The sequence below is a fragment of the Actinomadura sp. NBRC 104412 genome, from assembly GCF_030269515.1.
GTDB lineage: Bacteria > Actinomycetota > Actinomycetes > Streptosporangiales > Streptosporangiaceae > Spirillospora.
Window position 1 is genome coordinate 31,007 of record NZ_BSTM01000014.1, and the last position, 23,788, is coordinate 54,794.

Consider the following 23,788-nt stretch of genomic DNA (forward strand, 5'->3'; position numbering starts at 1 on the left):
GTAGGTTCGCGGGTGAGCAGAGTATGAGCGGGCCGGAGGGGCGCGGCGCCGTCTGGACTGAGGAGTGTAGGGAGCGAGGGACGAGCGACCGGAGCGACGAGGGAAGGCGGTGCCAGAGAGCGCCCCGTAGGTTCGCGGGTGAGCAGAGTATGAGCGGGCCGGAGGGGCGCGGCGCCGTCTGGACTGAGGAGTGTAGGGAGCGAGGGACGAGCGACCGGAGCGACGAGGGAAGGCGGTGCCAGAGAGCGCCCCGTAGGCTCGCGGGCCAACACAGTATGAGCGAGCCGAAGGGGTGTGGTGTCGTCTGGCGACGTCCTGCGGGTTCGCGGGGGCTGCTGTGTGAGCGGGAGACACTGCATGAGACCTAGTCGTCCGGCGTTTCTTGCGGCTTTGGTGGTTTTGGCCGCTGTGATTACGTGGGCGGTGCTGGAGGCGGCTTATGTCTCGTTGCCGCCCTTGCCGTGGACGGCGGTGCCGACGTTGTTGCTGCTCGCGCTCGGGGAGGCGTTCACCGGGTGGCATGTGCTGCGTCGGATTCGGCGCAAGCCGGGCACGCAGCCGATGGAGCCGATGGTGGTGGCGCGGCTGGCGGCGTTGGCCAAGGCGAGCGCTCATGCGGCGGCGGTGCTGGCCGGGGTGTTCGGCGGGTTCGCGTTGGGAGTGTCGGATCTGCTGGACAAGACGACGCCCCGCCACGACTTCTTCGTCAGCGGGGGTACGGCGCTGTCCGCGCTGGTGCTGGTGGGCGCGGCGTTCTTTCTGGAGTACGCGTGCCGCGTCCCCAAGGGGCCTGAGGACGAGCACCAGGGCCGAGGCGCGTCCCGGGCCTGAGGTCCCCGCCCGCCTACTTGTCGATGTCGCCGACCACGAAGAACATCGAGCCCAGGATGGCGATCATGTCGGCGACCAGGTTGCCGGGCAGCAGCTCCGTCAGCGCCTGGACGTTGTTGTACGAGGCGGAGCGCAGCTTCAGCCGCCACGGGGTCTTCTCGCCGCGCGAGACCAGGTAGTAGCCGTTGATGCCGAGCGGGTTCTCGGTCCAGGCGTAGGTGTGCCCCTCGGGGACCTTCAGGACCTTGGGCAGCCGCTGGTTGATGGGGCCGGGCGGCAGGTCGGCGAGGCGGTCGAGGCAGGCGTCGGCCAGGTCGAGCGAGACGTGCACCTGGTCGAGCAGGCACTCGAACCTGGCCAGGCAGTCGCCCTCCGTGCGTGTGACGACCTTGACGGGCAGCTCGCCGTACGCCAGGTACGGCTCGTCCCGCCGCAGGTCGAAGTCGACGCCGGACGCCCGCGCGATCGGCCCGGACACCCCGTACTGAAGGATCTGCTCGCGGGTCAGGACGCCCACGCCCCGGGTGCGGGCGCGGAAGATCTCGTTCCCCATGATGATGTTCGCGATGTCGTCCATGCCCGCGCGGACCGAGGCGACGACGCCGCGGGCGCGTCCCGTCCAGCCGGCGGGCAGCTCCTCCTTCAGCCCGCCCACCCGGTTGAACATGTAGTGCATGCGGCCGCCGGAGACCTCCTCCATCACCCGCTGCAGCGCCTCCCGCTCGCGGAAGGCGTAGAAGACCGGCGTGATCGCGCCCATTTCCAATGGGTAGGAGCCCAGGAACATCAGATGGTTGAGCACCCTGTTGAGCTCGGCCAGCAGCGTCCGCGCCCACACGGCGCGGGAAGGGACCTCCATGCCCAGCATCCGTTCCGCGGCCATGACCACGCCGAGTTCGCTGGAGAACGCCGACAGCCAGTCGTGCCTGTTGGCCAGCACGGTGATCTGGCGGAAGTCGCGGACCTCGAACAGCTTTTCCGCGCCGCGATGCATGTAGCCGACGATCGGCTCGGCCTCGGTGATGCGCTCGCCGTCCAGCTTCAGGCGCAGCCGCAGGACGCCGTGCGTGGACGGGTGCTGCGGGCCGATGTTGAGGACCATGTCCTCGGTGGCAAGCTCGCTCGCTCCGGCGCCCACGCCGACGATCCGCTCGGTGGTCATGGCGGGCTCCCAACCGGATTGGTCGCTGCCGTCCCTGTCACGCCTCACATCGTGCCATGCTCGGAGGCTCGCGGTAGTCCGGGCGTTTCCTGTTGACTGGTCCCTGTAGCACCCGGGCTCATCCCGACCAGCCTTGTCTCACCACCCTTGTACGAGCAGCCATCCGTAAGCGACAGAGCATCCATGAACCCAAGACGAGTGCCCGTCGCCGGAGCGTCATGAACGCGGGCCACGAGCAGCAGCCACCCCAGCCCGGACCGTACCCGGGGCCGCACCATGGCGCGCGGCCCCCGCAGCCGGGCATGCAGCCGCATCTGGCGCCACCGGCCGATCCGGTCCCCGGCGCCCACGCCGCCCCCATGCAGGCGTCCCCCTACCCGGCCGACCAGGCGTTCGCGCCCGGCGGGGGGTTGCCCTGGTCGCATATCTCCAAGCGTTTCACCTGGCACCGTGGCCTGGTGGCGACGCTGACCGCCGTTCCGGTGGGGCTGATCGGGGCGTTCGTGGTGTTCCGCGGCGGCGGGACGATCGGGATGGTCCTCTGGGGGGCGACGGTGCTGCTGGGGGTCGTCGTCGCCTGGATCGTGGCCGAGCTGGCGTACCGCTCGTACGGGTACGCCGAGCGCACCGACGACCTGATCGTGACGCAGGGCGTGTTCGTCAAGCGGCTGATCGTCGTCCCGTACGGGCGCATGCAGTTCGTGGACGTGACCGCGGGGCTGCTGGAGCGCTGGATGGGCATCGCGACCGTCCGCATGCACACCGCGGCGGCGGCGACCGACGCCGAGATCCCCGGACTGCCCGCGGCCGAGGCCGCCCAGCTACGCGACCGGCTGGCGCAGAAGGGGGAAGAGCGGAGCATGGGCCTATGAAAGGCGGCGGAGCCGTTCGGGGGGTCTGGGGGACCGCCCCCAGGAGGGGCCAGAAGGGCGGCGGAGCCGTTCGGGGGGTCTGGGGGATCTCCCCCAGGGGGAACACATGACGGGGCCTTACTACGGGTCGTCTGGTGGGCAGCCGCCTTATGGGCCCTACGGGCCTTATGGGCCGCGTCCGCCGTACGGTCCCTACGGGCCGCGTCCGCCCGGACCGCCCTATCCGGGGAGGCCGCCCTATGGTCCGGGTCCGTATGGCCCGCCGGGTCCGCCTTATGGCCGGCCGCCGTACGGTGGGCCGCCTTACGGTTACCGTCCCGCACCGCCCCCGGTGCGTTTCTCGGAGGGGACGCACCGGCTGCACCCGGTGACCGCGATCCTCCGGGCGTTCACCATCCTGGTCGTCTACTTCGTCCTGCTGGGCTTTCCGCTGCTCCTGACGCAGACCGAGGAAGGCATCGCGCTGATCCTCTCCCCTGAGGTGGTCGCGCGGTTCCTGATCGTGTCGGTGCCGTTCTTCGTCCTGGCGGTGGTGGCGGGCCTGTGGGGATGGCTGGCGCTGCGGTTCCACGTGGACGGGGACGAGGACGACCTGGTGGTGGAGACCGGCCTGTTGCGCAAGCGCAAGCGGCGGATTCCGCTGTCCCGGGTGCAGGCGATCGACGTGGTCCGTCCGCTGATGACGCGGATGTTCGCGCTGGCCGAGGTGCGGGTGGAGCTGGCGGGCGGCGCGCAGAGCGAGATCTCGCTGCGCTACCTGGGGCGGCACGCGGCCCAGCAGTTGCGGGCCGAGCTGCTGGCCCGTGCCGCCGGGCTGCCGGGGCACACTCCCGAGGCCCCGGAGCGGCCGATCTGGCGGGTGCCGTTCGGGGCGCTGCTGGGTTCGCTGATCCTCAAGCTGCCCGTGCTGGGCACCGGGTTGCTGTTCGTGTTCTCGCTGATCTTCCTGTTCTCCTTCCTGGAGGGCGGGATGCTGGTGGTGCTGGTCCTGACGCTGCTGGGGCTGATCAGGGGCGTGATCGCTCCGCTGGTGATGTACGCCAACTTCACGGTGGCGATGTCGCCCGACGGCGTCCGGCTGCGGTACGGGCTGCTGGAGACGCGGATGCAGACGCTGCCGCCTGGACGGGTGCAGGCGGTCGGTCTGGTGCAGCCGATGTTGTGGCGGGCGTTCGGCTGGGTGAGGATGGACGTGACCGTGGCCGGGTACGCGGGGGAGCGGCAGGCGTTGTCGTCGGTGCTGCTGCCGTTGGCGCCCCGCCATGTGGCCGTGTACCTGACCTCGCAGATCTTCCCGGGTGCCAATGTGGACGCGGTGCCGCTGCTGCCGGCCTCGTCCCGTGCCGCGTCGGCGGCGAGGGGGGACGGCGCCGGCACCGATGACGTGATCTTCGTGGTGCGGCGGGGCCTGTTCTGCCGCCGCACGGACGTGATCGCGCATGCCAGGGCGCAGAGCGTGCGGCTCACGATGAACCCGTTGCAGCGGCTTCTCAGGCGGGCCACCGTCCATGTGGACGCGCCGCCCGGCCCCGTCCAGGTGTCCGCGGCGGGCCGTGACCTGGGCGAGGCGCGTGCGATCGTGGAGTCCACCGCAGGTCGTGCGCTGGCGGCGCGCCGTACGTCGGGCGACCCCGGCCGCTGGGCCGCCCGCTAGGACCGGGCCACCCGCCACGCGGTGCCGACGGGGTCGGGGGGCGCGGCTATCGTGCCCGTTATGAGTGAAGCGGCCTATGACCCCTGGTCACCGGATTTCGTGGCGAACCCGTACCCGGTGTTCGCGGCGCTGCGCGCCGAGCGGCCGGTGTTCTTCCACGAGCCCACCGGCCAGTGGGTGATCTCCCGGTACGCGGATGTGGACGCCCTGCTGCGCGACCGCCGGCTGGGCCGCTCGTACCTGCATGTGGCGGGCCACGAGGAGTTCGGCAGGGAGCCCGAGCCGGAGTTCCTCAAGCCTTTCTGGGATCTGATCCGGGCGGGGATGCTGGACGTGGAGCCGCCTGTCCACACCCGGTTGCGGCGGCTGGTGTCCAAGGCGTTCACCGCGCGGATGGTGGAGGGGCTGCGGCCGATGATCCGCGGGCTGGCGGAGGAGCTGGCCGGGGCGCTGGCGGCCAAGGGCGGCGGCGATCTGCTGGCGGAGGTGGCCGAGCCGCTCCCGGTGAACGTGATCGCCGAGATGCTGGGCGTCCCCGAGGAGGACCGGCCGCTGCTGCGTCCCTGGTCGGCCGCTATCTGCGGGATGTACGAGCTGAACCCGTCGCCGGAGGCGCAGCGGGCCGCGGTGCGCGCGGCGGTCGAGTTCTCCGGCTACCTGCGCGGCCTGGCCGGGGAGCGGCGCGCGGCGCCCCGCGACGACCTGATCAGCGCGCTGGCCCAGGTGGTGGACGAGGAGGGCGACCGGCTGACCGAGGACGAGCTGATCGGCACGTGCGTCCTGCTGCTGAACGCCGGGCACGAGGCGACCGTGAACGCCACCGGCAACGGCTGGTGGGCGCTGTTCCGCGAGCCCGGCGCGCTGGCGCGCCTGCGGGACGACCCGGCGCTCGTCCCGTCGGCGGTGGAGGAGCTGATGCGGTTCGACACCCCGGCGCCGATGTTCGAGCGGTGGGTGCTGGAGGACATCGAGGTCGGCGGGGTGACGATTCCGCGCGGCCAGGAGGTGGCGTTGCAGTTCGCGTCCGCCAACCGGGATCCGGAGGTCTTCGCCGACCCGGACCGGCTGGACCTCGCCCGCGACCCGAACCCGCACATCACGTTCGGGCTGGGCGTCCACTACTGCCTGGGCGCGCCGCTGGCCCGGATCGAGCTGGCCGAGTCGTACCGGGCGCTGCTGCGGCTGGCGCCCGGGATGCGCCTGGTCGCCGAGCCGCGCTGGAAGCCCGGCTTCGTCCTGCGCGGTCTGCGGGAGCTCCAGGTCGAGATCTGATCAGCGGGCGGTCCGCGTGCCGGTGCCCGACGGTTCGGACAGGCGCGACAGGACGTCCGGGACGGGGATTCCCGTGCTCTGCACGAGCCAGCCGAAGCCGCCGAGCCCGCCGGGGTCGATCAGCTCGGCCTCCTCGCCCGCGTGGGTCAGGGCGGCGAGGTAGGCGGGCGGGTCGGTCCGGGCCAGGTCGAGCGGGGGCCGCCCGCCGGTGATGCCGAGCGCGCGCAGCGCCTCCCGCTGGGTGGTGAGCACGGTCTCGGTCGCCCCCGCGCCCTCGCCCGCCACCACGCAGGCGTCCAGGGCGACGTGCGCGGTCACGTCGCAGGACCCGTCGGGGACCGCGGGGACGGTGGCTCCGTCGCGGTAGCCGGTCAGCGTTCCGTACGGGGGACGGGCGGCGCGGGTGTGGAAGTAGTCCATCGCCACCGCGAGACCGCGGCGCAGGCGCTCCACGACGGCCGCCCACGCGGCGCAGCGGGTCCTGCCGATCTCGGCGCGGTCCCCCGGCTCCCGCAGGGGCCACCAGCGGTCCAGCCAGTCGGCGTCGTCGGGGCCGGGAAGGGGGCCTGGACGTTCCGCGCCGGTCGCCGGGTCGACCAGCACGGTCCGCGGCCCGTCGGGGGTCCGTTCGACCACGTCGAGCGGCACGTTGTCCAGCCACTCGTTGGCGATGACCATGCCGGTGATCTCGGCGGGCAGGTCGTCCCGCCACCGGATCCGTGCGGGGATCCCCGGCGGGCGCGGCGCGAGCTCGACCGCGGTGAGGACGAGCCGCCGGTCAAGGTCGGCCGGGACGCATCCGGCGATGCCCGCCAGGAGCCGGCCGCTGCCCGCGCCGACGTCCACCAGGTCGACCCGCGCGGGACGGCCCAGCGCCTCGTCCACCTCGGTCAGCAGCCGCGCGAGCGCCCCGGCGAACCGGCCGGAGGCGTGGACGGAGGTGCGGAAGTGCTCGGCGGGGGATTCCCCGCGCCGGTAGAAGCCGCCCGGCCCGTACAGTGCCCGCTCCATCGCGGTTCGCCACGTCACCCACGCCGCCACAACTGCGACGGTACCGCTCTGGGCGCGCCGGTCGTGCACGGCGGGGCCGCGCCCCAGGCCGTCCCCAGGCCGTCCCTAGGCCGTCTCCAGGTCGCACATGGGTCAGCCCTGAGACTGATCCGGGACGAGCCACGCGAACGTACCCTTCCATCCATGGCTGGGAGGATCTGGAACTGGTGCCGCGGGATCACGCCGCTGGTCGACCTGTTCCTGGCCTCCCCGCTGTTCCTGCTGTCACTGGGCTACTTCACCGGGCCCGCCTTCGGCCTCAGGATGAGCGCCTTCGTGCTCATCACCGCCGCCCTGCTGCTGCCGCTGGTGTTCCGCCGCACCTATCCCCGGACGGTGTTCGCGGTGGTCAGCCTGGTGTCGTTCGTCCAGGTCCTGCTGGTGTCCGTGCCGGTGGTGGCGAACGTGGCCGTACTCATGGGCCTCTACACGGTCGCCGCGGGCCCGTCGTTCCGCTGGGGGCTGGCCGCCCTGACGGTGGGCCAGCTCGGCGCCGTCCTGGCCACCTTCCGCTTCGTCAGCGGCGAACGGGATCGGCTCAGCAACCTCATCGCCATCTCGGCGATCGTGGCCGGGGTCTGGCTGCTCGGGCTGCACATGCGGACGCGGCGGGCGTACCTGCGTTCGGTGGAGGAACGGGCGGCGCGGCTGGAACGTGAGCGCGACACCGAGGTGCAGATCGCGATGGCCGCCGAGCGCGCGCGGATCGCCCGCGAGCTGCACGACGTCGTGGCGCACAACGTCAGCGTGATCGTGGTGCAGGCGGACGGCGCCTCGTACGCCATCGACACCGACACCGCGCGGGCCAGGGCGGCGCTGGAGGCGATCTCGGCGACCGGGCGGCAGGCGTTGGCCGAGATGCGCCGGATGCTGGGCGTCCTGCGGGAGAGCGACGACGCGGGCTCGTACACGCCGCAGCCCGGAGTGGCGCAGCTCACCGACCTGGTGGAGCAGATCCGCGCCTCGGGGCTGCCGCTGGAGTTCGCGGTGGAGGGCGTGCCGCTGGAGATGTCCCAGGGCCGGCAGTTGACGATCTTCCGGATCGTGCAGGAGGCGCTGACCAACACGCTCAAGCACGCCGGTCCCCGCGCGACGGCGCGGGTGCTGCTGCACTACGGTGACGACGCGATCGAGGTCCGTGTCACCGACGACGGCCGGGGAGCGGCGGCGCCGGACGACGGCAGCGGCCACGGGCTGCTGGGGATGCGGGAGCGCGCGGCGGTCTACGGCGGCGAGGTCCGGGCCAGGCCGCGCGTCGGCGGGGGCTTCGAGGTGATCGCGCGGATCCCCGTCCAGGAGGAGGCGGCGCGCGAGCGCGCACGGCGCGAGGAGGTACGGCGGTGAGCGACCCGGACGAGCCGGGCCCGGTCCGGGTGCTGCTGGTGGACGACCAGGAGCTGGTCAGGACGGGCTTCTCGATGGTCCTGGACGCCCAGCCCGACATCGAGGTGGTGGGCGAGGCGTCGGACGGCGCGCAGGCGCTGGACAGGCTGCGCACCGTCCCCGCCGACGTGGTGCTGATGGACGTGCGGATGCCGCGGATGGACGGCATCGAGGCCACCCGCCGCATCACCGCCGGCGACGGACCGAAGGTGATCATTTTGACCACCTTCGACCTGGACGAGTACGCGTTCGCCGCGATCAAGGCGGGCGCGGCCGGTTTCCTGCTCAAGGACGCGGGGCCGAGGCAACTGGTGGAGGCGATCAGGTCGGTGCACTCGGGGGACGCGGTGGTCGCGCCCAGCACCACCCGGCGGCTGCTCGACCGGTTCGCCGTCCACCTGCCGGACACCGAGGCCCGCGCGAGCGGCGCCCTGGAGTCGCTGACCGCCCGCGAGGGCGAGGTGCTGCGGCTGGTGGCCCGCGGGCTGTCCAACGCGGAGATCGCCGAACGGCTGTACGTCTCCGAGGCCACGGTCAAGACGCATATGGGACGGATCCTGATGAAGCTGGGCCTGCGCGACCGGGTCCAGGCGGTGGTCTTCGCGTATGAGACGGGTCTGGTCAAGAGCGGGCAAACCGGTGACGTTGGGTAACGTGCGAATTACTTTCCGATGACCATTCGCCTTCGGTCATGAGAAGGGCTTGGCGTTACCAATCAGTAGTTGGATAACTACCGTACGTAGCGCCACCCGCACGGGGGCGCGCACGATGTCAATTCCGCGGAACCCAGCCGGGGCTCCGCACGTACGGGAGGGTTGCACGTGCTCAAGAAGCTCACTGCCACAGGCGTTCTCGCCTTCGCCGTCACCGGCGCGGCCATGGCCGCCGCGGCGCCCGCCGGCGCCGAGACCACCGACAACGGCGTCAACGTCCTGTCGGGCAACCAGGTGATCGCGCCGGTCACGGTGGTGACCACCGTCTGCGGTAACGCGGTCAACGCCGTCGCGCTGCTCTCCGGCGCGGTGGGCACCTGCGGCGACGAGGTCAAGGGGCACTACCACCACTGATCGGTCGGCCCCTCGGCCCTGACCGGGGCGCCGGAGACTCGCACGGGGGGTCTCCGGCGCCCTCGCCTTTCCCGGCCGACCTCGCTTGATCATCCTGCCTGCGGACGGCGTCGTACGACTCAAGTCGTACACGGGGGCCGTCGTCCGTCTTGGCGGCGACGCCGATCGCAGCCGCGGGGGCGATGGCACGGCGGGCCGCGGTTCCTAGCGTGGGAGCGGTCGTCAGGCCCCCGCGCGGCGGGGGCTCGCAACGAGGAGCCAACCACCATGACCAGTACGTTCACCGGCCCGCCCGGGGAGGCGCCGAGCGCCGGGGCGGCCCCCGCGGCGGTGTCGGCCATCGACGTCGCCAAGGTGTACGGGACGGGCGACGCGGCCGTCCACGCCCTGCGCGGGGTGACCGTCGGCTTCGCCGGCGGCGCCTTCACCGCGATCATGGGACCGTCCGGGTCCGGGAAGTCCACGCTGATGCACTGCCTGGCCGGGCTCGACACCGTCAGCGGCGGCCGGGTGCTGCTGGGCGACGCCGACCTCACCCGGCTGGGCGACCGGCGGCTCACCCTGTTGCGCCGCGAGCGCGTCGGATTCGTGTTCCAGGCGTTCAACCTGCTGCCCACGCTGACCGCCGAGGAGAACATCCTGCTGCCGCTGAGGATGGCCGGGCGCAAGCCGGAGCGTGCGTGGTTCGACCAGGTCGTGGACGTGGTCGGGTTGCGCGACCGGCTGCACCACAGGCCCAGCGAGCTGTCGGGCGGCCAGCAGCAGCGGGTCGCGTGCGCGCGGGCGCTGGTCTCCCGCCCCGACGTGATCTTCGCGGACGAGCCGACCGGCAATCTGGACTCCTCCTCCGGCGCCGAGGTGCTGGGCTTCCTGCGCACGTCCGTCCGGGAGATGGGGCAGACCATCGTGATGGTGACGCACGACCCGGTCGCCGCCTCCTACGCGGACCGGGTGGTGTTCCTGCGGGACGGCCTGGTCGTCGGCGAGCTGACCGAGCCCACCGCGGCGACCGTCCTCGACCGCCTCAAGCACCTGGGCGGCTGAGCGATGCTGCGCACCACGCTGGCGGGCCTGCGGGCCCACAAACTGCGGCTGCTGCTGACGGCGGTGGCCATCACCCTCGGCGTGGGGTTCATCGCGGGCACCTTCGTCCTGACCGACACGCTCGACCGGGGCATCCAGCGGGACTTCGCCCAGTCGGCGGGCAAGGTGGACGCCGCGGTGCTCCCCCCCGACGAGAACTCCGAAGAGGGCCTGCCCGCGAGCCTGCTCGCGAGCGTCCGCGCCGTGCCGAGCGTGACCGACGCCCAGGGCATCCTGCGCGGGAACGCCCCGCTGGTCGGCCGGGACGGCAAGGTCGTGGGCGACGTCCCGACCCTCGGGGAGTCGGTCACGGGCGGCCGGCTGCAACGCCACGAGCTGGACCGGGGCCGCGTACCGTCGGGGCCGGGCGAGGCCGTCATCGACGCCCGCCTCGCCAAGCGCGAGGGGTTCGCCGTCGGCGACACGATCACCGTGCTGGACCCCGGGGAGCGACCGCGCCGGTTCGCCCTTGTCGGCCTCATCGACCTTGGGTTGGACGCCGACGCGAGCAACCGCGGCGTGGTCGGCTTCGATCCCGCGACGGCCGCCCGGATGACGGGTGAGACCACGTACCGGGAGATCGACGTGGTGGGCGCGACCCCGGCCGCGGTCAAGCGGGCCGTGGGACCGGCGGGCGAGGTCCTCTCCGGCTCGGCGCTGGCGGACCGGCTGGCGAAGACCGCAGGCGCCGACACCACGGTCATCCGCGCGGGCCTGCTGCTGTTCGCGCTGGTCGCGATGCTGGTGTCGGCCGTGGTGATCTACAACACCTTCGCCATCCTCGTCGCGCAGCGGACGCGGGAGATGACGCTGCTGCGCTGTGTCGGCGCCACCCGACGCCAGATCTTCGGCGGCGTGGTCCTCGAAGCGTTCGTCGTGGGCCTGGTCGGCTCCCTGCTCGGCCTGGCGGCGGGCCTCGGCCTGGGCGCGGGAACGCTGCTCCTGCTGAACTCCTTCGAGTCGATCGGCCCCGGCATCCCCGTGGGCGACGTCACGCTGACGCCGCTCGCCGTGGTGGTGGGGCTGGCGGTGGGCGTGATCGTCACCGTCCTGTCGGCGCTTCTCCCGGCCCGCGCCGCCACACGGGTCGCGCCGGTCGCGGCGCTGCGCTCCGAGCCGGAACCGGGCAGCGCCAGGTTCCGGCTCGGGTGGCCGCGGCTGGTCGTGGCCCTGCCGCCGGGCGGGATCGGCGCGGCGGGAGCCCTGTACGGCGCGCTGAGCATGGACAAGGGCGCCTCCGCGATGTACCTGGTCGCCCTCTCCGGCGGCCTGGTCTTCATCGCCGTGGTCGCGCTGATGCCGGCACTGATCCGTCCCCTGGGCCGGCTGGTCGGCGCGCCGCCCGCGTGGGCGACCGGCGTGCCGGGCCGGCTGGCCGTGGAGAACGCCCGCCGCTCACCGAAGCGGACCGCGACCACCACCATCGCCCTCACCATCGGCGTCGGGCTGATATCCCTGTTCGCGGTGATCGCGGCCAGCGGCAAGGCGCAGGCCGACCAGCAACTGGCCGAGCAGTTCCCGGTGGACTTCCAGATCCAGCCCCAGCTCTCCACCGGGAGCCGGATGCCGCACGCCCTGGCCGAGGCGCTCCGCACCCGTCCCGAGCTCTCGGCGGTGATCGAGCAGCGGGGGATCAACGCCCGCGTCGGCGACAGGGAAGCGCGCGTCATCACGTTCACCGAGGGGGCGCTCGGCGGAGTGATCAAGCCGGTGTTCGAGAGCGGCTCGGTGCGCGCCCTGCGTTCCGGTACCGCCCTGGTGGACGCCGGCACCGCCAAGGCGCGCGGGCTGCGCACCGGCGGCACCGTGACGATCACTCCGAGGAGGGGGCCGGGCGCCCGGTTCACGGTGGCCGGGATCTACGAATCCGGCACGCCGTTCGGCGGCCTGGTCCTGACCGGCGCCGACTTCGACCGGACCTTCGAGGTCGCAGACCCGTCCCGGATCTTCGTCAAGGCGGATCCGTCCATACCCGCCGACCGCGCCCGGATCGCCGTGGACGACGCGGCCCGCCCGTACCCGACCGCCAGGGTCATCTCGCAGGCGGAGCTCAGGGAGGAGTTCATCGGCGCCGTCGACAACATCCTGATGATCTTCGGTGGCCTGCTGGGGCTGGCGATCGTGATCGCGCTGTTCGGCATCGCCAACACGCTGACGCTGTCGGTCGTGGAGCGCACCCGCGAGTCGGCGCTTCTGAGGGCACTGGGCCTGACCCGCCGCCAACTGCGCCGGATGCTGTCCGTGGAGGCGGTGGTCATGGCCGTGATCGGAGCGCTGACCGGGGTGGTGCTGGGCGTGGCGTTCGGCTGGGCCGCGACCCGGGCCATGGCCGAGTCCGCGGTCTTCGCCCTCCCCTTTTCGCAGATCGCCGGCTTCACGGCGCTGGCGGGAGTGGCGGGCGTCCTGGCCGCCGTCCTCCCGGCCCGCCGGGCCGCCCGGGCCTCGATCGTGCAGTCCCTTTCCTACGACTAGGCGGGACTACCTACGGCTACTGTAGGCGGGACTACCTACGGCTAGGCGGGACGAACTCAGCCCCACCGCCCGTACGGGTGGGCGGTGGGGCTGAGCCGTTGGCGGAGCGAGGGGGTCCTCACTCCGCGTGACCGACGCTACTCAGAGTTATCTTTCGCAGGTAGGAAAGGGCAAGACTTCGTGGCAAGCCACCGAGAAATATGGCGTCGCCGCCAAGGGTTCTGTAACGTCCGGTAGCTGGACCCTTGCCGAATGGTCAGCAACAACCCCAGCTGCGAACCCCAACCCCGAACGGTCGCCCAAGCGTCGCGATCGCGACCGAAGGCAGGGGCGAGCGAAGCGAGATCCTGATCGCGAAGCGAGCCGCCAAGGCGAGTCGAAGCGATGCAGCGATCGCACGCAAGCGCGACAAGCGACGAGCCCCAGGCGAGGAGCGCAGCTCGCGCTTGCATAAGCTACGAGGTCATGGATCGAGAGCCCACGCCGCCCTCCGGCACGCCTGGGAACGGGGGCCGTCCCGAGGATCGTCCCGCGCGGCTGGCGGTCGGGATCGTCGGCGCGGGACGTGTCGGCACGGCGCTGGGGGTCGCGCTCAATCGCGCGGGTCATCGGGTGGTGGCCGCCGCCGCGGTCTCCGACCGGTCGCTGCGGCAGGCCGAGGCGCGGCTGCCGGGCGCGGCGCTGGGCACGCCGCAGGAGGTCGTCCGGGCCGCCGACCTGGTGTTGCTCACGGTGCCCGATGACGCGCTGGCGGATCTGGCCGCGGGTCTGGTGGCCACCGGGGTGCCGGTGGAGGGGAAGCTCGTCGCGCACACCAGCGGCCGGTACGGCGTCGGGGTCCTGGAGCCGATCACGAGGGCGGGCGGGTTGCCGCTGGCCCTGCATCCGGTGATGACGTTCACCGGCCGTCCCGATGACGTGAACCGGCTGACCGGCATCGCGTTCGGTGTGACCGCGCCCGATCCGCTGCGGCCGGTCGCCGAGGCGCTGGTGCTGGAGATGGGCGGAGAGCCGGCCTGGATCGCGGAGGACCGCCGGCCGCTCTACCACGCGGCGCTCGCCACCGGCTCCAACCACCTGGTCACGCTGGTGGTGGCGGCGATGGACCTGCTGACCAGGGCGGGTGTCGCCGAGCCCGGCCGGATGCTCGGCCCGCTGCTGGGCGCGGCGCTGGACAACGCGCTGCGGCTCGGCATCGACGGGCTCACCGGCCCTGTCGCGCGCGGCGACGCGGGCACCGTCGCGGATCATGTCGCCGAGCTGGCGCAGGTGTCGCCGGAGAGCCGGGCCGCGTACGTCGCCCTGGCCCGGCTCACCGCGGACCGGGCCCTGGCGGCCGGCGTGCTCAAGCCCGAGGACGCCGAGCGGCTGCTGGAGGCCCTGGCGGACTGATCCGGGGACCCGAAGTGTGACCGGCACTCGTGGAGAGGCCGGATCGATCGAGGAGGTTCAGTGGACACGGTGTCGTCCAGGGGGACCGGCGAGGCGCCGGTCGTCGTGCGGACGCGGGCGGAGCTGGCCGCCGCGCGTTCGGAGGTCAAGGGCACTCTGGCGCTGGTGCCGACCATGGGCGCCTTGCACGAGGGCCACCGGTCGTTGATGCGGCACGCGCGGGAGAACGGCGACACGGTGGTGGTGAGCATCTTCGTGAATCCGTTGCAGTTCGGCCCGGACGAGGACTTCGACCGCTACCCGCGCACGTTCGACGACGACCTGGCGGTGTGCACGGCGGAGGGCGTGGATCTGGTGTTCGCGCCGTCCCGCGAGGTGATGTACCCGCAGGAGCCGCAGGTGACGATCAGGTCGGGGCCGATGGGCGAGGTGGTCGAGGGCGCGGCGCGGCCGGGGCACTTCGACGGGATGCTGACCGTGGTGATGAAGCTGTTCCAGCTCGTGCGCCCCGACGTGGCGTTCTTCGGGCAGAAGGACGCCCAGCAGCTCGCCATGATCCGCCGGATGGTCGCGGATCTGGACGTGCCGGTGCGGGTGGAGGGCGTCCCGACGGTACGGGAGCCGGACGGCCTGGCGCTCTCCAGCCGCAACCGCTACCTGTCGCCCGAGGAGCGGACGACGGCGCTGGCGCTGTCGCGGGCGCTGCGGGTGGGCGAGGAGGCCGCCGGGGCCGGGCCGGACGCGGTGGTACGCGCCGCCAGGGCCGTCCTGGACGAGGCGGCGGCCGCCGATCCGCCGCTGCGCCTGGACTATCTGGTGCTGGTGGATCCCGCCACGTTCACCGAGGTCGGCGGCTCCTACTCGGGGCCGGCGGTGCTCGCCGTCGCGGGACGGGTCGGCACCACCCATCTGATCGACAACGTGCCGCTGCGATTCGGCCCTTCGGCCGCCTGAGGAGGGTCCGATGTTCCGGACGATGTTCAAGTCGAAGATCCACCGTGCCACCGTCACCCAGGCCGACCTGCACTACGTGGGGTCGCTGACGGTCGACCGGGATCTGCTGGACGCCGCGGACCTGCTGCCCGGCGAGCAGGTGCAGGTGGTCGACATCGACAACGGCGCCCGGCTGGAGACGTACCTGATCGAGGGGGAGCGCGGCTCCGGCGTGATCGGCGTCAACGGCGCCGCGGCCCGGCTCGTCCAGCCGGGCGACCTGGTGATCATCATCAGCTACGCGGTGATGAGCGACGCGGAGGCCCGCGCGTTCGTGCCGAAGGTCGTCCATGTCGACCGGACGAACTCGATCATCGCGCTCGGCGACGACCCCGCCGAGCCGGTCCCGGGCTCCGGCCAGGTGCGCGGCGATCGGGCGGTCACCTGACCGGCACCCCGGTGACGAGCCGCTCCAGGGGTTAATGTCACAATGACGAAAATCGAGCCCTGGACGGTGCGTCATGATCCCTCGTCGTTTGACCGCCCCCGAGCCCGGCTGGACGCGGCCCGCCGACATCGTCGTGATCGGTTCCGGCATCGCCGGTCTGGTGGCGGCGCTGCGGTGCCGCCAGCACGGGCGGGTGCTCCTGGTCACCAAGGCGCTGCTGGACGAGGGGTCCACACGCTGGGCGCAGGGCGGGATCGCCGCCGCCCTCGCCCCGGACGACAGCCCGGACGAGCATCTGGCCGACACCTTGACGGCCGGGGTCGGGCTGTGCGACGAGGCCGCCGTCCGCGTCCTGGTCACCGAGGGCCCGGACGCGGTGCGGCGGCTGATCGAGCTGGGAACCGAGTTCGACCGGGAGCACGACGGCGGCATCGCGCTGGCCCGTGAGGGCGGCCATCACCGGAGGCGGATCGCGCACGCGGGCGGTGACGCCACCGGCGCCGAGATCAGCCGCGCCCTGCTGGCCGCGCTCAAGGAGGCGCGCGTCGAGGTGATCGAGCACGCGGTCGTCCTCGACCTGCTCAAGGACGGGGACGGCCGCGCCGCCGGCGTCACCCTGCACGTGATGGGCGAGGGCCAGCCGCACGGCGTCGGCGCGGTGCGCGCGCGAGCCGTGGTGCTGGCCACGGGCGGCCTCGGGCAGGTGTTCTCGGCCACGACCAATCCCGAGGTGTCGACCGGTGACGGCGTGGCGCTGGCGCTGCGCGCCGGTGCCGCGGTGACCGACCTGGAGTTCGTCCAGTTCCACCCGACCGTGCTGTGGCTCGGCGAGGGGGCGCGGGGACGGCAGCCGCTGATCTCCGAGGCGGTACGGGGCGAGGGCGCCCATCTCGTCGATCACGCCGGGGAACGGTTCATGCTGGGCGGGCACGAGCTGGCCGAGCTGGCGCCGCGCGACGTGGTCACCAAGGGGATCATGAACAGGATGCGGGAGACGGGGGCCTCGCACATGTTCCTGGACGGGCGGCACCTCGGCGCGTTCACCTGGGAGCGGCGCTTCCCGACCATCCTGGCCGCGTGCCGCCATCACGGGATCGATCCCGTGCGCGAGCCGATCCCGGTGGTTCCGGCCGCTCACTACGCGAGCGGAGGCGTCCGGACCGACCTGTACGGGCGCACGTCCGTCCCCGGCCTGTACGCGTGCGGCGAGGTCGCCTGCACCGGCGTCCACGGGGCCAACCGGCTCGCGTCCAACTCGCTGCTGGAGGGCCTGGTCTTCGCCGAACGCATCGCCAAGGCCCTGCCCGGTGACCTGGCCACGCCGGGCGAGCCCGCGGAGCCCGTCCCGGGCCGGGGACTGCTCGCCCCGGACACCCGTCCCGAGATCCAGCGGATCATGACCGCGCACGCGGGCGTCCTGCGCGACGCCGAGGGGCTCGCCGCCGCCGAACGGGAGCTGCACGCCCTGACCGCCCGCGAGGGCGCACCGGGCGTCGAGTCGTGGGAGGCCACCAACCTGCACGCGGTCGCCACCGCGATCGTGACCGCCGCGCGCCGCCGCGAGGAGACACGGGGAAGCCATTGGCGCGAAGATCATCCCGACCGGGATGACACCACCTGGTCGACCCACCTGATCACCACGGTGACGCCGGAGGGGGAACTGACCACCACGAAGGAAGGCTCATGAGGGACGAACTGAAGACCGGGCTGCGGGCGGCGGGACTCGATCCACAGGCTGTGGAGAACCTGGTCCGCGAGGCGCTGGCGGAGGACGGCGAGGCCGATGTGACCAGCGAGCCGATCGTCGCTCCGGACGACACCGCGAGCGGCGACCTCACCGCGCGCCAGGACGGCGTGGTCGCCGGGATCCCGGTGGCCGCGGTGGTGTTCGACCTGCTGGGCGTCGGGTACGCCGCCAAGGCGGCCGACGGCGACCGGGTGACGGCGGGCCAGGTGCTGCTGTCGGTGGACGGGCCCACCCGGTCCGTGCTGCGCGCCGAGCGGACGGCCCTCAACCTGCTCACCCACCTGTCCGGGATCGCGACCGAGACTCGCCTCTGGGTGGACGCCGTCGCGGGCACCAAGGCCAAAATCCGCGACACCCGCAAGACGCTGCCCGGCCTGCGCGCCTTGCAGAAGTACGCGGTGCGCTGCGGCGGCGGCGTCAACCACCGGATGGGCCTGCACGACGCGGCGCTTGTCAAGGACAACCACGTGGCCGCGGCCGGCTCGGTCACCCGCGCGTACGATGCGATCCGCGCGATCTATCCGGCGCTGCACGTCCAGGTCGAGTGCGACACGCTGGACCAGGTGGACGAGGCGATCGCGGCGGGTGCCACGTCCCTGCTGCTGGACAACATGAGCGACGAGGAGATGGCCGAGGCGGTGCGGCGCGTCGATGGCCGCGCCGAGCTGGAGGCGAGCGGCGGGCTGACGCTCGACCGCGCTCGAGACGCGGCCGTGACCGGTGTCGACTACCTTGCGGTGGGTGCGCTCACGCACTCGGCGCGCGCGTTCGACATCGGCCTTGACTTCAGCTGACCAGCGGGGACCTGATGCTGCTCACCATCGACGTCGGTAACACCCACACCGTCCTCGGCCTGTTCGAGGGCGAGGAGGTGATCGAGCACTGGAGGATCAACACCGATCCGCGGCGCACCGCCGACGAGATCGCGGTGGTCCTCCAGGGCCTGGTCCAGCAGAGCCCGCTGCTGGCCGACACCGACATCAGCGGCATCGCGCTGTGCTCCACCGTCCCGTCCGTCCTGCACGAGATGCGGGAGATGTGCCGTCGCTACTACGGCGACGTGACCGCGGTGATCGTGGAGCCGGGGGTGAAGACCGGCGTCCCGGTCCGGATGGACAATCCCAAGGAGGTCGGCGCGGACCGGATCGTGAACGCGCTGGCCGCCGTCCACCTGCACGGCGGCCCGGCGATCGTGGTGGACTTCGGCACCGCCACCACCTTCGACGCGGTGTCGGCCAAGGGCGAGTACGTGGGCGGCGCGATCGCGCCCGGCATCGAGATCTCCATCGACGCGCTGTCGAGGCGCGGCGCCCAGTTGCACAAGATCGAGCTGGTCAGGCCGCGGAACGTGATCGCCAAGAACACGGTGGAGGCGCTCCAGTCGGGGATCATCTTCGGCTTCGCCGGCCAGGTGGACGGGATCGTGGAGCGGATGTCGCTGGAGCTGTCCGCCGATCCCGACGAGGTCACCGTGATCGCGACGGGTGGGCTGGCGTCGCTGGTGCTGGAGGAGTCGCGCCGCATCGACGCCTTCGAGCCGTGGCTGACGCTGGTCGGGCTGCGCCTGATCTACCAGCGCAACACGCCCTGAGCCGGCCCCGCGGGGCGCCCTCGGGAAGTCGTTCGCGGGGCGTCCCGGCACGTCGATAGCCTTGAGCCGTGAGTGACGAGACCGATTCCACCGCCGATCCCGCCTACGAGAACCTGCCGGAGCAGATGCGCGTGCGCCGGGAGAAGCTCGACCGTCTCCGCGAGAGCGGCATCGACCCGTACCCGGTGAACTTTCCCCGCACGGCGACCCTCGCCGAGGTGCGGGAGAAATATCCCGACCTTGAGCCGGGCACCGAGACGGGCGACAAGGTGGGTGTGGCCGGTCGCGTCATGCTCATCCGCAACACCGGCAAGCTGTGCTTCGCCACCCTCCGCGACGGCACGGGCGAGCTGCAGGTGATGCTGTCGCTGGCCAACGTCGGGCAGGACCAGCTCGACCTGTGGAAGCGCGAGGTCGACCTCGGCGACCACGTCGGCGTCGAGGGCGAGGTCATCACCTCCCGGCGGGGCGAGCTGTCGGTGCTGGCCGACCGGTTCGCGATCACGTCCAAGTGCCTGCGCCCGCTGCCGGAGAAGCACGCGGGGCTGACCGACCCGGAGGCGCGGGTCCGGCAGCGGTACGTGGACCTGATCGTCAACGACGAGGCCCGCGAGATGGCCCGGCTCCGCAGCGCCACCGTGCGGGCGGTCCGCGACTTCTGGCACGAGGAGGGGTACCTCGAGGTCGAGACCCCGATGCTGCAGCCGATCCACGGCGGGGCGGCGGCGCGTCCCTTCGTGACGCACATCAACGCCTACGACATGGACCTGTACCTGCGGATCGCCATCGAGCTGTACCTCAAGCGGCTGGTGGTGGGCGGCATCGACAAGGTCTTCGAGATCAACCGGAACTTCCGGAACGAGGGCGCGGACTCCACGCACAACCCGGAGTTCACGATGGTCGAGGCGTACGGCACCTACCTCGACTACAATGACATGGCCGACCTGACCCAGCGGATGTATCAGCGCGCGGTGGTCGCCGCGCTGGGCACCACGGTCGTCGTCCACGACGGCGAGGAGTACGATCTCGGGCTCGCGCGGTGGCCGCGGATCACGCTGTACGGCGCCGTGTCGGACGCGCTCGGCGAGGAGGTCACCCCGCACACCCCGCTGGAGGACGTGCGCAAGCTCGCCGACTCCAGGGAGATCCAGTGGGACCCCAAGTGGGGGCAGGGCAAGCTCGTCCAGGAGCTGTTCGAGGAGCTGGTCGAGCACACGCTGGTGCAGCCCACGTTCGTCATGGACTACCCGCTGGAGACCTCGCCGCTGACCCGGCAGCACCGGGAGGAGCCGCTGCTGACCGAGAAGTGGGACCTGATCGGGTTCGGCACCGAGCTGGGCACCGCGTACTCGGAGCTGGTCGACCCGGTCGAGCAGCGCCGGAGGCTGACCGAGCAGTCGCTGCTGGCCGCCGGGGGCGATCCCGAGGCGATGCAGCTCGACGAGGACTTCCTGCGGGCTTTGGAGTACGCGATGCCGCCGACCGGTGGGATGGGCGCCGGGATCGACCGGATGATCATGGCGTTCACCGGCAAGAACATCCGCGAGACGATCCTGTTCCCGCTCGTCAGGCCGGACCGCGCGGAGTAGCGGGCGCCCCTGCCCTTCGCACCGGCCTCCTCACCCGAGGGCCGGGCGGCCGCTCCCGATGGTCGCGGGAAGGGCGGAGAGTCCCCGTAGGACGAGATTGTCGCGGTAGGTGAGAGGAACGTCGGCCAGGGCCACTTCGCGCTCGAAAAGGCGTCTCAGCGCGATCCGCCCCTCCAGGCGGGCCAGCGGGGCGCCGAGGCAGAAGTGGATCCCGTGCCCGAACGCCAGATGCCGGGGAGCCTCCGCGCGTCCCGTGCCGGCACCGGCGTACCGGGTGAGGTCCAGCCGGTCGGGGTCACGGAACACGGCGGGGTCGCGGTTGGCGGCCCCGAGGATCAGCAGCACCATCCCGCCCTTCGGGACGGGGGTGCCGCCGACGACCCGGTCCTCCAGCGCGGAGCGCAGCGTGAGCTGCACCGGCGGGTCGTACCGCAGCAGCTCCTCGACGGCGGCGGCCGACTCGTCCGGATGCGCGCGGAACCAGGCGAGCTGGTCCGGGTGCCGCAGCAGGGCCAGCGCCCCGTTCCCGATCAGGTTGACGGTGGTCTCGTGCCCCGCGACCAGCAGCAGGACGCAGGTGGCGAGCAGATCGGCCTCGGAGAGCACCTCGCCGCCGTCCGACACCGCCACCAGCGCGCTGAGCAGGTCGTCCCGCGGCTCGGCACGGCGCCGCGCGGCCAGCTCGGCGAAGTAGCCGGCGAACTCGGTGCGTGCCTCCTCCCGCTTCGCCAGGTCGCCGGCCGGCAGCAGGAAGTCGGGGTCCAGGCCGCGGGCGAGGGCGTCCGACCAGCCCTTGAACAGGTCGCGGTCCTCGGGCGGCACGCCCAGCAGCTCGCTGATCATGATTACGGGCAGCGGGTAGGCCAGCGCGGCGAGCAGGTCGACGGGCTCGCCCTCCGGCAGGGCGTCCAGCAGGTCGGCGACCAGTTCCTCGACGCGCGGGCGCAGCCGTTCGACCAGCCGGGCGGTGAACGCCTTGCCGACCAGGCGGCGCAGCCGCGTGTGGTCGGGCGGGTCCATGGTCAGGAACGAGCGCCGGCGCGCGGGGGCGTCCCGCCAGACGACGCCCTCGGCGGGGCGATGGCCGAAACCGGGATCGCGCAGGACCCGCTCGCACAGCTCGTGCCCGGTGGTCACCCAGAGCCCCGCGGGAGTGCGGGCGAGCGAGCGGGCGGCGTCCAGCTCGCGGTAGCGGGGGTACGGGTCGGCGCGGAAGGACGGGGCGAACGGGTCGAAGCCGAGGATCTCCGCCGGCCCGATGACCTCAGTCATGCCCCAAGCATCCCGGTATTGAACGGTCTGTCAACAGCCGCGCCGCCCCCGGCCGCCGCCAGGCGGGCCCGCGCTAGGCGGACTCCCGGACGATCAGCTCGGGCGTGAGGATCACCTGCCGGTGCAGGTGCGACTCGCCCTCGGCGAACTCGGCCAGCGCCAGCTCGGCGGCCTCCTCGCCGACCGCGAGCCGGGGCTGCCGGACGGTGGTCAGCGGCACCGCCGAACTGGAGGCCAGCTCGATGTCGTCATAGCCGACCACCGCCAGGTCGTCGGGAACCCGCACGCCGAGCCGGACCAGCTCGTTGACCAGCCCGATGGCCAGCAGGTCGTTGGCGCAGAACGCGCCGGTCGGCCGCGGCCTCATCTCCAGCAGGCGCTGCGCGGCGGCCTGGCCCGCGGTGGGCGACAGCCCGTCCTGCATCAGCGTCATCAGCTCGCCGATCCCCGCCTTGGCGAGGGTGCGCGCGGCGCCCTCGCCGCGCTCGACGCACGCCGCGGGCGCGGGAGCGCCGGTGACGAACGCGATGCGCTCATGGCCGAGCGCCATCAGGTGCGCCGCCGCGATGTCGCCGCCCGCGACATGGTCGACCTGGACCGAGCACACGTCCGGCGAGGACTGGTCGATCAGCACCACCACCATGCCGGACGAGGCGCGCAGCCGTTCGATGCCCGCCGCGCCCAGCGCCACCGGGGTGATCAGCACCCCGGCCGCGTCGTGCTCGGCCAGCATGTCGAGGCTGCGCCGCTCCTTCTCGGGCGAATGGTCGCTGCTGAGCCACAGCGCGTCATGGCCGGCGTCGTACAGCGCCAGCTCGGCGCCGCGCGCCACGTCCGTCGCGTATGGGTTGGTGAGGTCCCCGACCACGATGCCGAACGCGCGCGGGCGCGGTGCCGCGCGCCGGTCGGAGGAGCGTCTGCGGCCCTGACGGAGCCTGCGGGCCGACTCGTTCCGGACGAAACCGAGCTCCTGGATCGCCGCGCGAACACGGTCACGGGTAGCTTCGGCCACGAGGTCTGGCCGGTTTAGGACATTCGAAACCGTCCCAACTGAAACTCCGGCGCGCCTCGCGACTTCACGGATGCTGCTCTGCGCCAACTCTCTCCTCGCCGACCCGGGGTCTGTTTCCGCAGGTTATCGAGCTTCCCGCCACTGGCCCCCGAGCGAGACGTCACGATGGGTGATTATACGTGTGCACATGGTCTCCAACGGCCGCTTGACGGGCCGGATTCGGCCGCCTAGCGTTCCGAGCCGAAGCGTAGCTTGAAACGATTCACGATCTTCGTTCGCGGCCGGAACGAAGAGAATCGGACGATCTGACGGAGGGGCGGGTGGAGATGGCTGGCGGTCAAGACCCGTCCCGGCAAGGCGCTCTCCTCCCCAGCGGGGGCGCCGCCCACTCCGCCGTGGGCGCGTCCTTCGCACCCGCGGGCGCGTTCGCGTTCGGTTGGGCAACGTCTGCATCGTCACCCGGAGTTCCCCCATGCGCCCCCCAATCGGGCCATCGGCCACCTCCGGCCAAGCGTGCGCTTCGGCAAAGGGAATCGATGATCTCAGTCCGGAGAGCCGGACCCGGCAACCAACGCGACCAAATCGAGGCCTACCCGTGCCTGTGTAGCGGACGGCTGCATCCCCGCGGTCATCACCACGGACGAGGGAGGACGGAGTGGAACAGGCCACACTCGCACGTCGCACCGACGATCTGCGACTGAACGAGGAGGAGATCCGACTGCTCGCGCAGATCGCCAGCGGTGTCACAGCCGATGTGGCGGCACGCAAGCTCGAGCTGAGCGCACGGACCCTGCGGCGGAGGCTGCGGACCATCTGCGACCGGCTCGAAGTGAACACGCCGATCGAGGCCGTTGTGTGGGCGGCCCGCAGGCAGCTCATCTAGGGCACGAACCCAGCCAGGGTTCACGCCCCGCCCGCCGGGAGGATACGGGCGCAGGAAGAGCGAACACGGCAAGAC

The 23,788-nt window shown here is 72.2% G+C and carries 19 protein-coding genes and 1 pseudogene; 16 read left to right on the plus strand and 4 right to left on the minus strand.

Going from position 1 to position 23,788, the window contains the following annotated elements:
- Positions 1-357 precede the first annotated feature (357 nt).
- Positions 358-831, plus strand: a complete 474-nt coding sequence (locus tag QSK21_RS18920) for a DUF3180 domain-containing protein (RefSeq protein ID WP_285697457.1) — start codon at positions 358-360, stop codon at positions 829-831.
- A gap of 13 nt (positions 832-844) precedes the next feature.
- Here QSK21_RS18920 and QSK21_RS18925 read toward each other — a convergent pair whose 3' ends face one another.
- Entirely contained in the window at positions 845-1,993 is a 1,149-nt protein-coding gene (locus tag QSK21_RS18925) for an NADH-quinone oxidoreductase subunit D (protein ID WP_285697459.1), read from the minus strand.
- A 218-nt stretch (positions 1,994-2,211) separates the two neighbouring features.
- Between QSK21_RS18925 and QSK21_RS18930 the strand changes: the two genes are divergently transcribed.
- From QSK21_RS18930 to QSK21_RS18940, 3 genes are all read left to right on the plus strand, one after another.
- Positions 2,212-2,865 (plus strand): PH domain-containing protein, encoded by a 654-nt coding sequence (locus QSK21_RS18930; RefSeq protein WP_285697461.1) that lies wholly within the window; start codon positions 2,212-2,214, stop codon positions 2,863-2,865.
- Positions 2,866-3,232: 367 nt separating this feature from the next.
- The gene (locus QSK21_RS18935) at positions 3,233-4,519 is read left to right on the plus strand and encodes a PH domain-containing protein (protein ID WP_285697463.1); all 1,287 of its coding nucleotides are present in this window, start codon (positions 3,233-3,235) and stop codon (positions 4,517-4,519) included.
- A gap of 60 nt (positions 4,520-4,579) precedes the next feature.
- On the plus strand, positions 4,580-5,791 hold the full coding sequence (locus QSK21_RS18940; RefSeq protein ID WP_285697466.1) for a cytochrome P450: 1,212 nt from the start codon (positions 4,580-4,582) through the stop codon (positions 5,789-5,791).
- Here the strand turns inward: QSK21_RS18940 and QSK21_RS18945 are convergent, their stop codons facing one another.
- Positions 5,792-6,820 (minus strand): SAM-dependent methyltransferase, encoded by a 1,029-nt coding sequence (locus QSK21_RS18945; RefSeq protein WP_285697467.1) that lies wholly within the window; start codon positions 6,818-6,820, stop codon positions 5,792-5,794. It lies immediately after the preceding gene.
- 165 nt (positions 6,821-6,985) lie between these two features.
- On the opposite strand from QSK21_RS18945, the gene QSK21_RS18950 reads away from it, so the two are divergent.
- From QSK21_RS18950 to lysX, 11 genes and pseudogenes are all read left to right on the plus strand, one after another.
- Entirely contained in the window at positions 6,986-8,185 is a 1,200-nt protein-coding gene (locus tag QSK21_RS18950; protein WP_285697468.1) for a sensor histidine kinase, read from the plus strand.
- Positions 8,182-8,877 carry a response regulator transcription factor gene (locus tag QSK21_RS18955; protein ID WP_285697470.1) on the plus strand — a complete coding sequence of 232 codons (696 nt, stop codon included), beginning with the start codon at positions 8,182-8,184 and terminating at the stop codon, positions 8,875-8,877. Before QSK21_RS18950 ends, QSK21_RS18955 begins: the two co-directional genes overlap by 4 nt.
- 168 nt (positions 8,878-9,045) lie before the next feature.
- Positions 9,046-9,291 carry a chaplin family protein gene (locus QSK21_RS18960; RefSeq protein WP_285697473.1) on the plus strand — a complete coding sequence of 82 codons (246 nt, stop codon included), beginning with the start codon at positions 9,046-9,048 and terminating at the stop codon, positions 9,289-9,291.
- Positions 9,292-9,558: 267 nt separating this feature from the next.
- Complete coding sequence (locus QSK21_RS18965) at positions 9,559-10,335, plus strand: ABC transporter ATP-binding protein (protein ID WP_285697474.1); 777 nt, start codon at positions 9,559-9,561, stop codon at positions 10,333-10,335.
- Between the two features lie 3 nt (positions 10,336-10,338).
- Positions 10,339-12,846 (plus strand): ABC transporter permease, encoded by a 2,508-nt coding sequence (locus QSK21_RS18970; protein WP_285697477.1) that lies wholly within the window; start codon positions 10,339-10,341, stop codon positions 12,844-12,846.
- Positions 12,847-13,311: 465 nt separating this feature from the next.
- The gene (locus tag QSK21_RS18975; RefSeq protein WP_285697479.1) at positions 13,312-14,238 is read left to right on the plus strand and encodes a Rossmann-like and DUF2520 domain-containing protein; all 927 of its coding nucleotides are present in this window, start codon (positions 13,312-13,314) and stop codon (positions 14,236-14,238) included.
- A gap of 60 nt (positions 14,239-14,298) precedes the next feature.
- Entirely contained in the window at positions 14,299-15,192 is an 894-nt protein-coding gene (gene panC, locus QSK21_RS18980; RefSeq protein WP_285697482.1) for a pantoate--beta-alanine ligase, read from the plus strand.
- Between the two features lie 10 nt (positions 15,193-15,202).
- Positions 15,203-15,619, plus strand: a complete 417-nt coding sequence (panD, locus tag QSK21_RS18985; RefSeq protein ID WP_285697483.1) for an aspartate 1-decarboxylase — start codon at positions 15,203-15,205, stop codon at positions 15,617-15,619.
- Between the two features lie 73 nt (positions 15,620-15,692).
- A pseudogene (locus tag QSK21_RS18990) lies at positions 15,693-18,160 on the plus strand (L-aspartate oxidase).
- A 14-nt stretch (positions 18,161-18,174) separates the two neighbouring features.
- Complete coding sequence (locus QSK21_RS19000; RefSeq protein ID WP_285697489.1) at positions 18,175-18,957, plus strand: type III pantothenate kinase; 783 nt, start codon at positions 18,175-18,177, stop codon at positions 18,955-18,957.
- Positions 18,958-19,025: 68 nt separating this feature from the next.
- The gene (gene lysX / locus QSK21_RS19005) at positions 19,026-20,546 is read left to right on the plus strand and encodes a bifunctional lysylphosphatidylglycerol synthetase/lysine--tRNA ligase LysX (RefSeq protein WP_285697490.1); all 1,521 of its coding nucleotides are present in this window, start codon (positions 19,026-19,028) and stop codon (positions 20,544-20,546) included.
- A gap of 30 nt (positions 20,547-20,576) precedes the next feature.
- On the opposite strand, the gene QSK21_RS19010 is transcribed toward lysX, so the two are convergent.
- Together QSK21_RS19010 and QSK21_RS19015 are read right to left on the minus strand one after the other, a co-directional pair.
- Positions 20,577-21,818 carry a cytochrome P450 gene (locus QSK21_RS19010; RefSeq protein WP_285697491.1) on the minus strand — a complete coding sequence of 414 codons (1,242 nt, stop codon included), beginning with the start codon at positions 21,816-21,818 and terminating at the stop codon, positions 20,577-20,579.
- Between the two features lie 73 nt (positions 21,819-21,891).
- Positions 21,892-22,917: a LacI family DNA-binding transcriptional regulator gene (locus QSK21_RS19015; RefSeq protein WP_285697492.1), complete on the minus strand. Its 1,026-nt coding sequence runs from the start codon at positions 22,915-22,917 to the stop codon at positions 21,892-21,894.
- A gap of 568 nt (positions 22,918-23,485) precedes the next feature.
- On the opposite strand from QSK21_RS19015, the gene QSK21_RS19020 reads away from it, so the two are divergent.
- The gene (locus QSK21_RS19020) at positions 23,486-23,713 is read left to right on the plus strand and encodes a LuxR family transcriptional regulator (RefSeq protein ID WP_285697494.1); all 228 of its coding nucleotides are present in this window, start codon (positions 23,486-23,488) and stop codon (positions 23,711-23,713) included.
- Positions 23,714-23,788 lie beyond the last annotated feature (75 nt).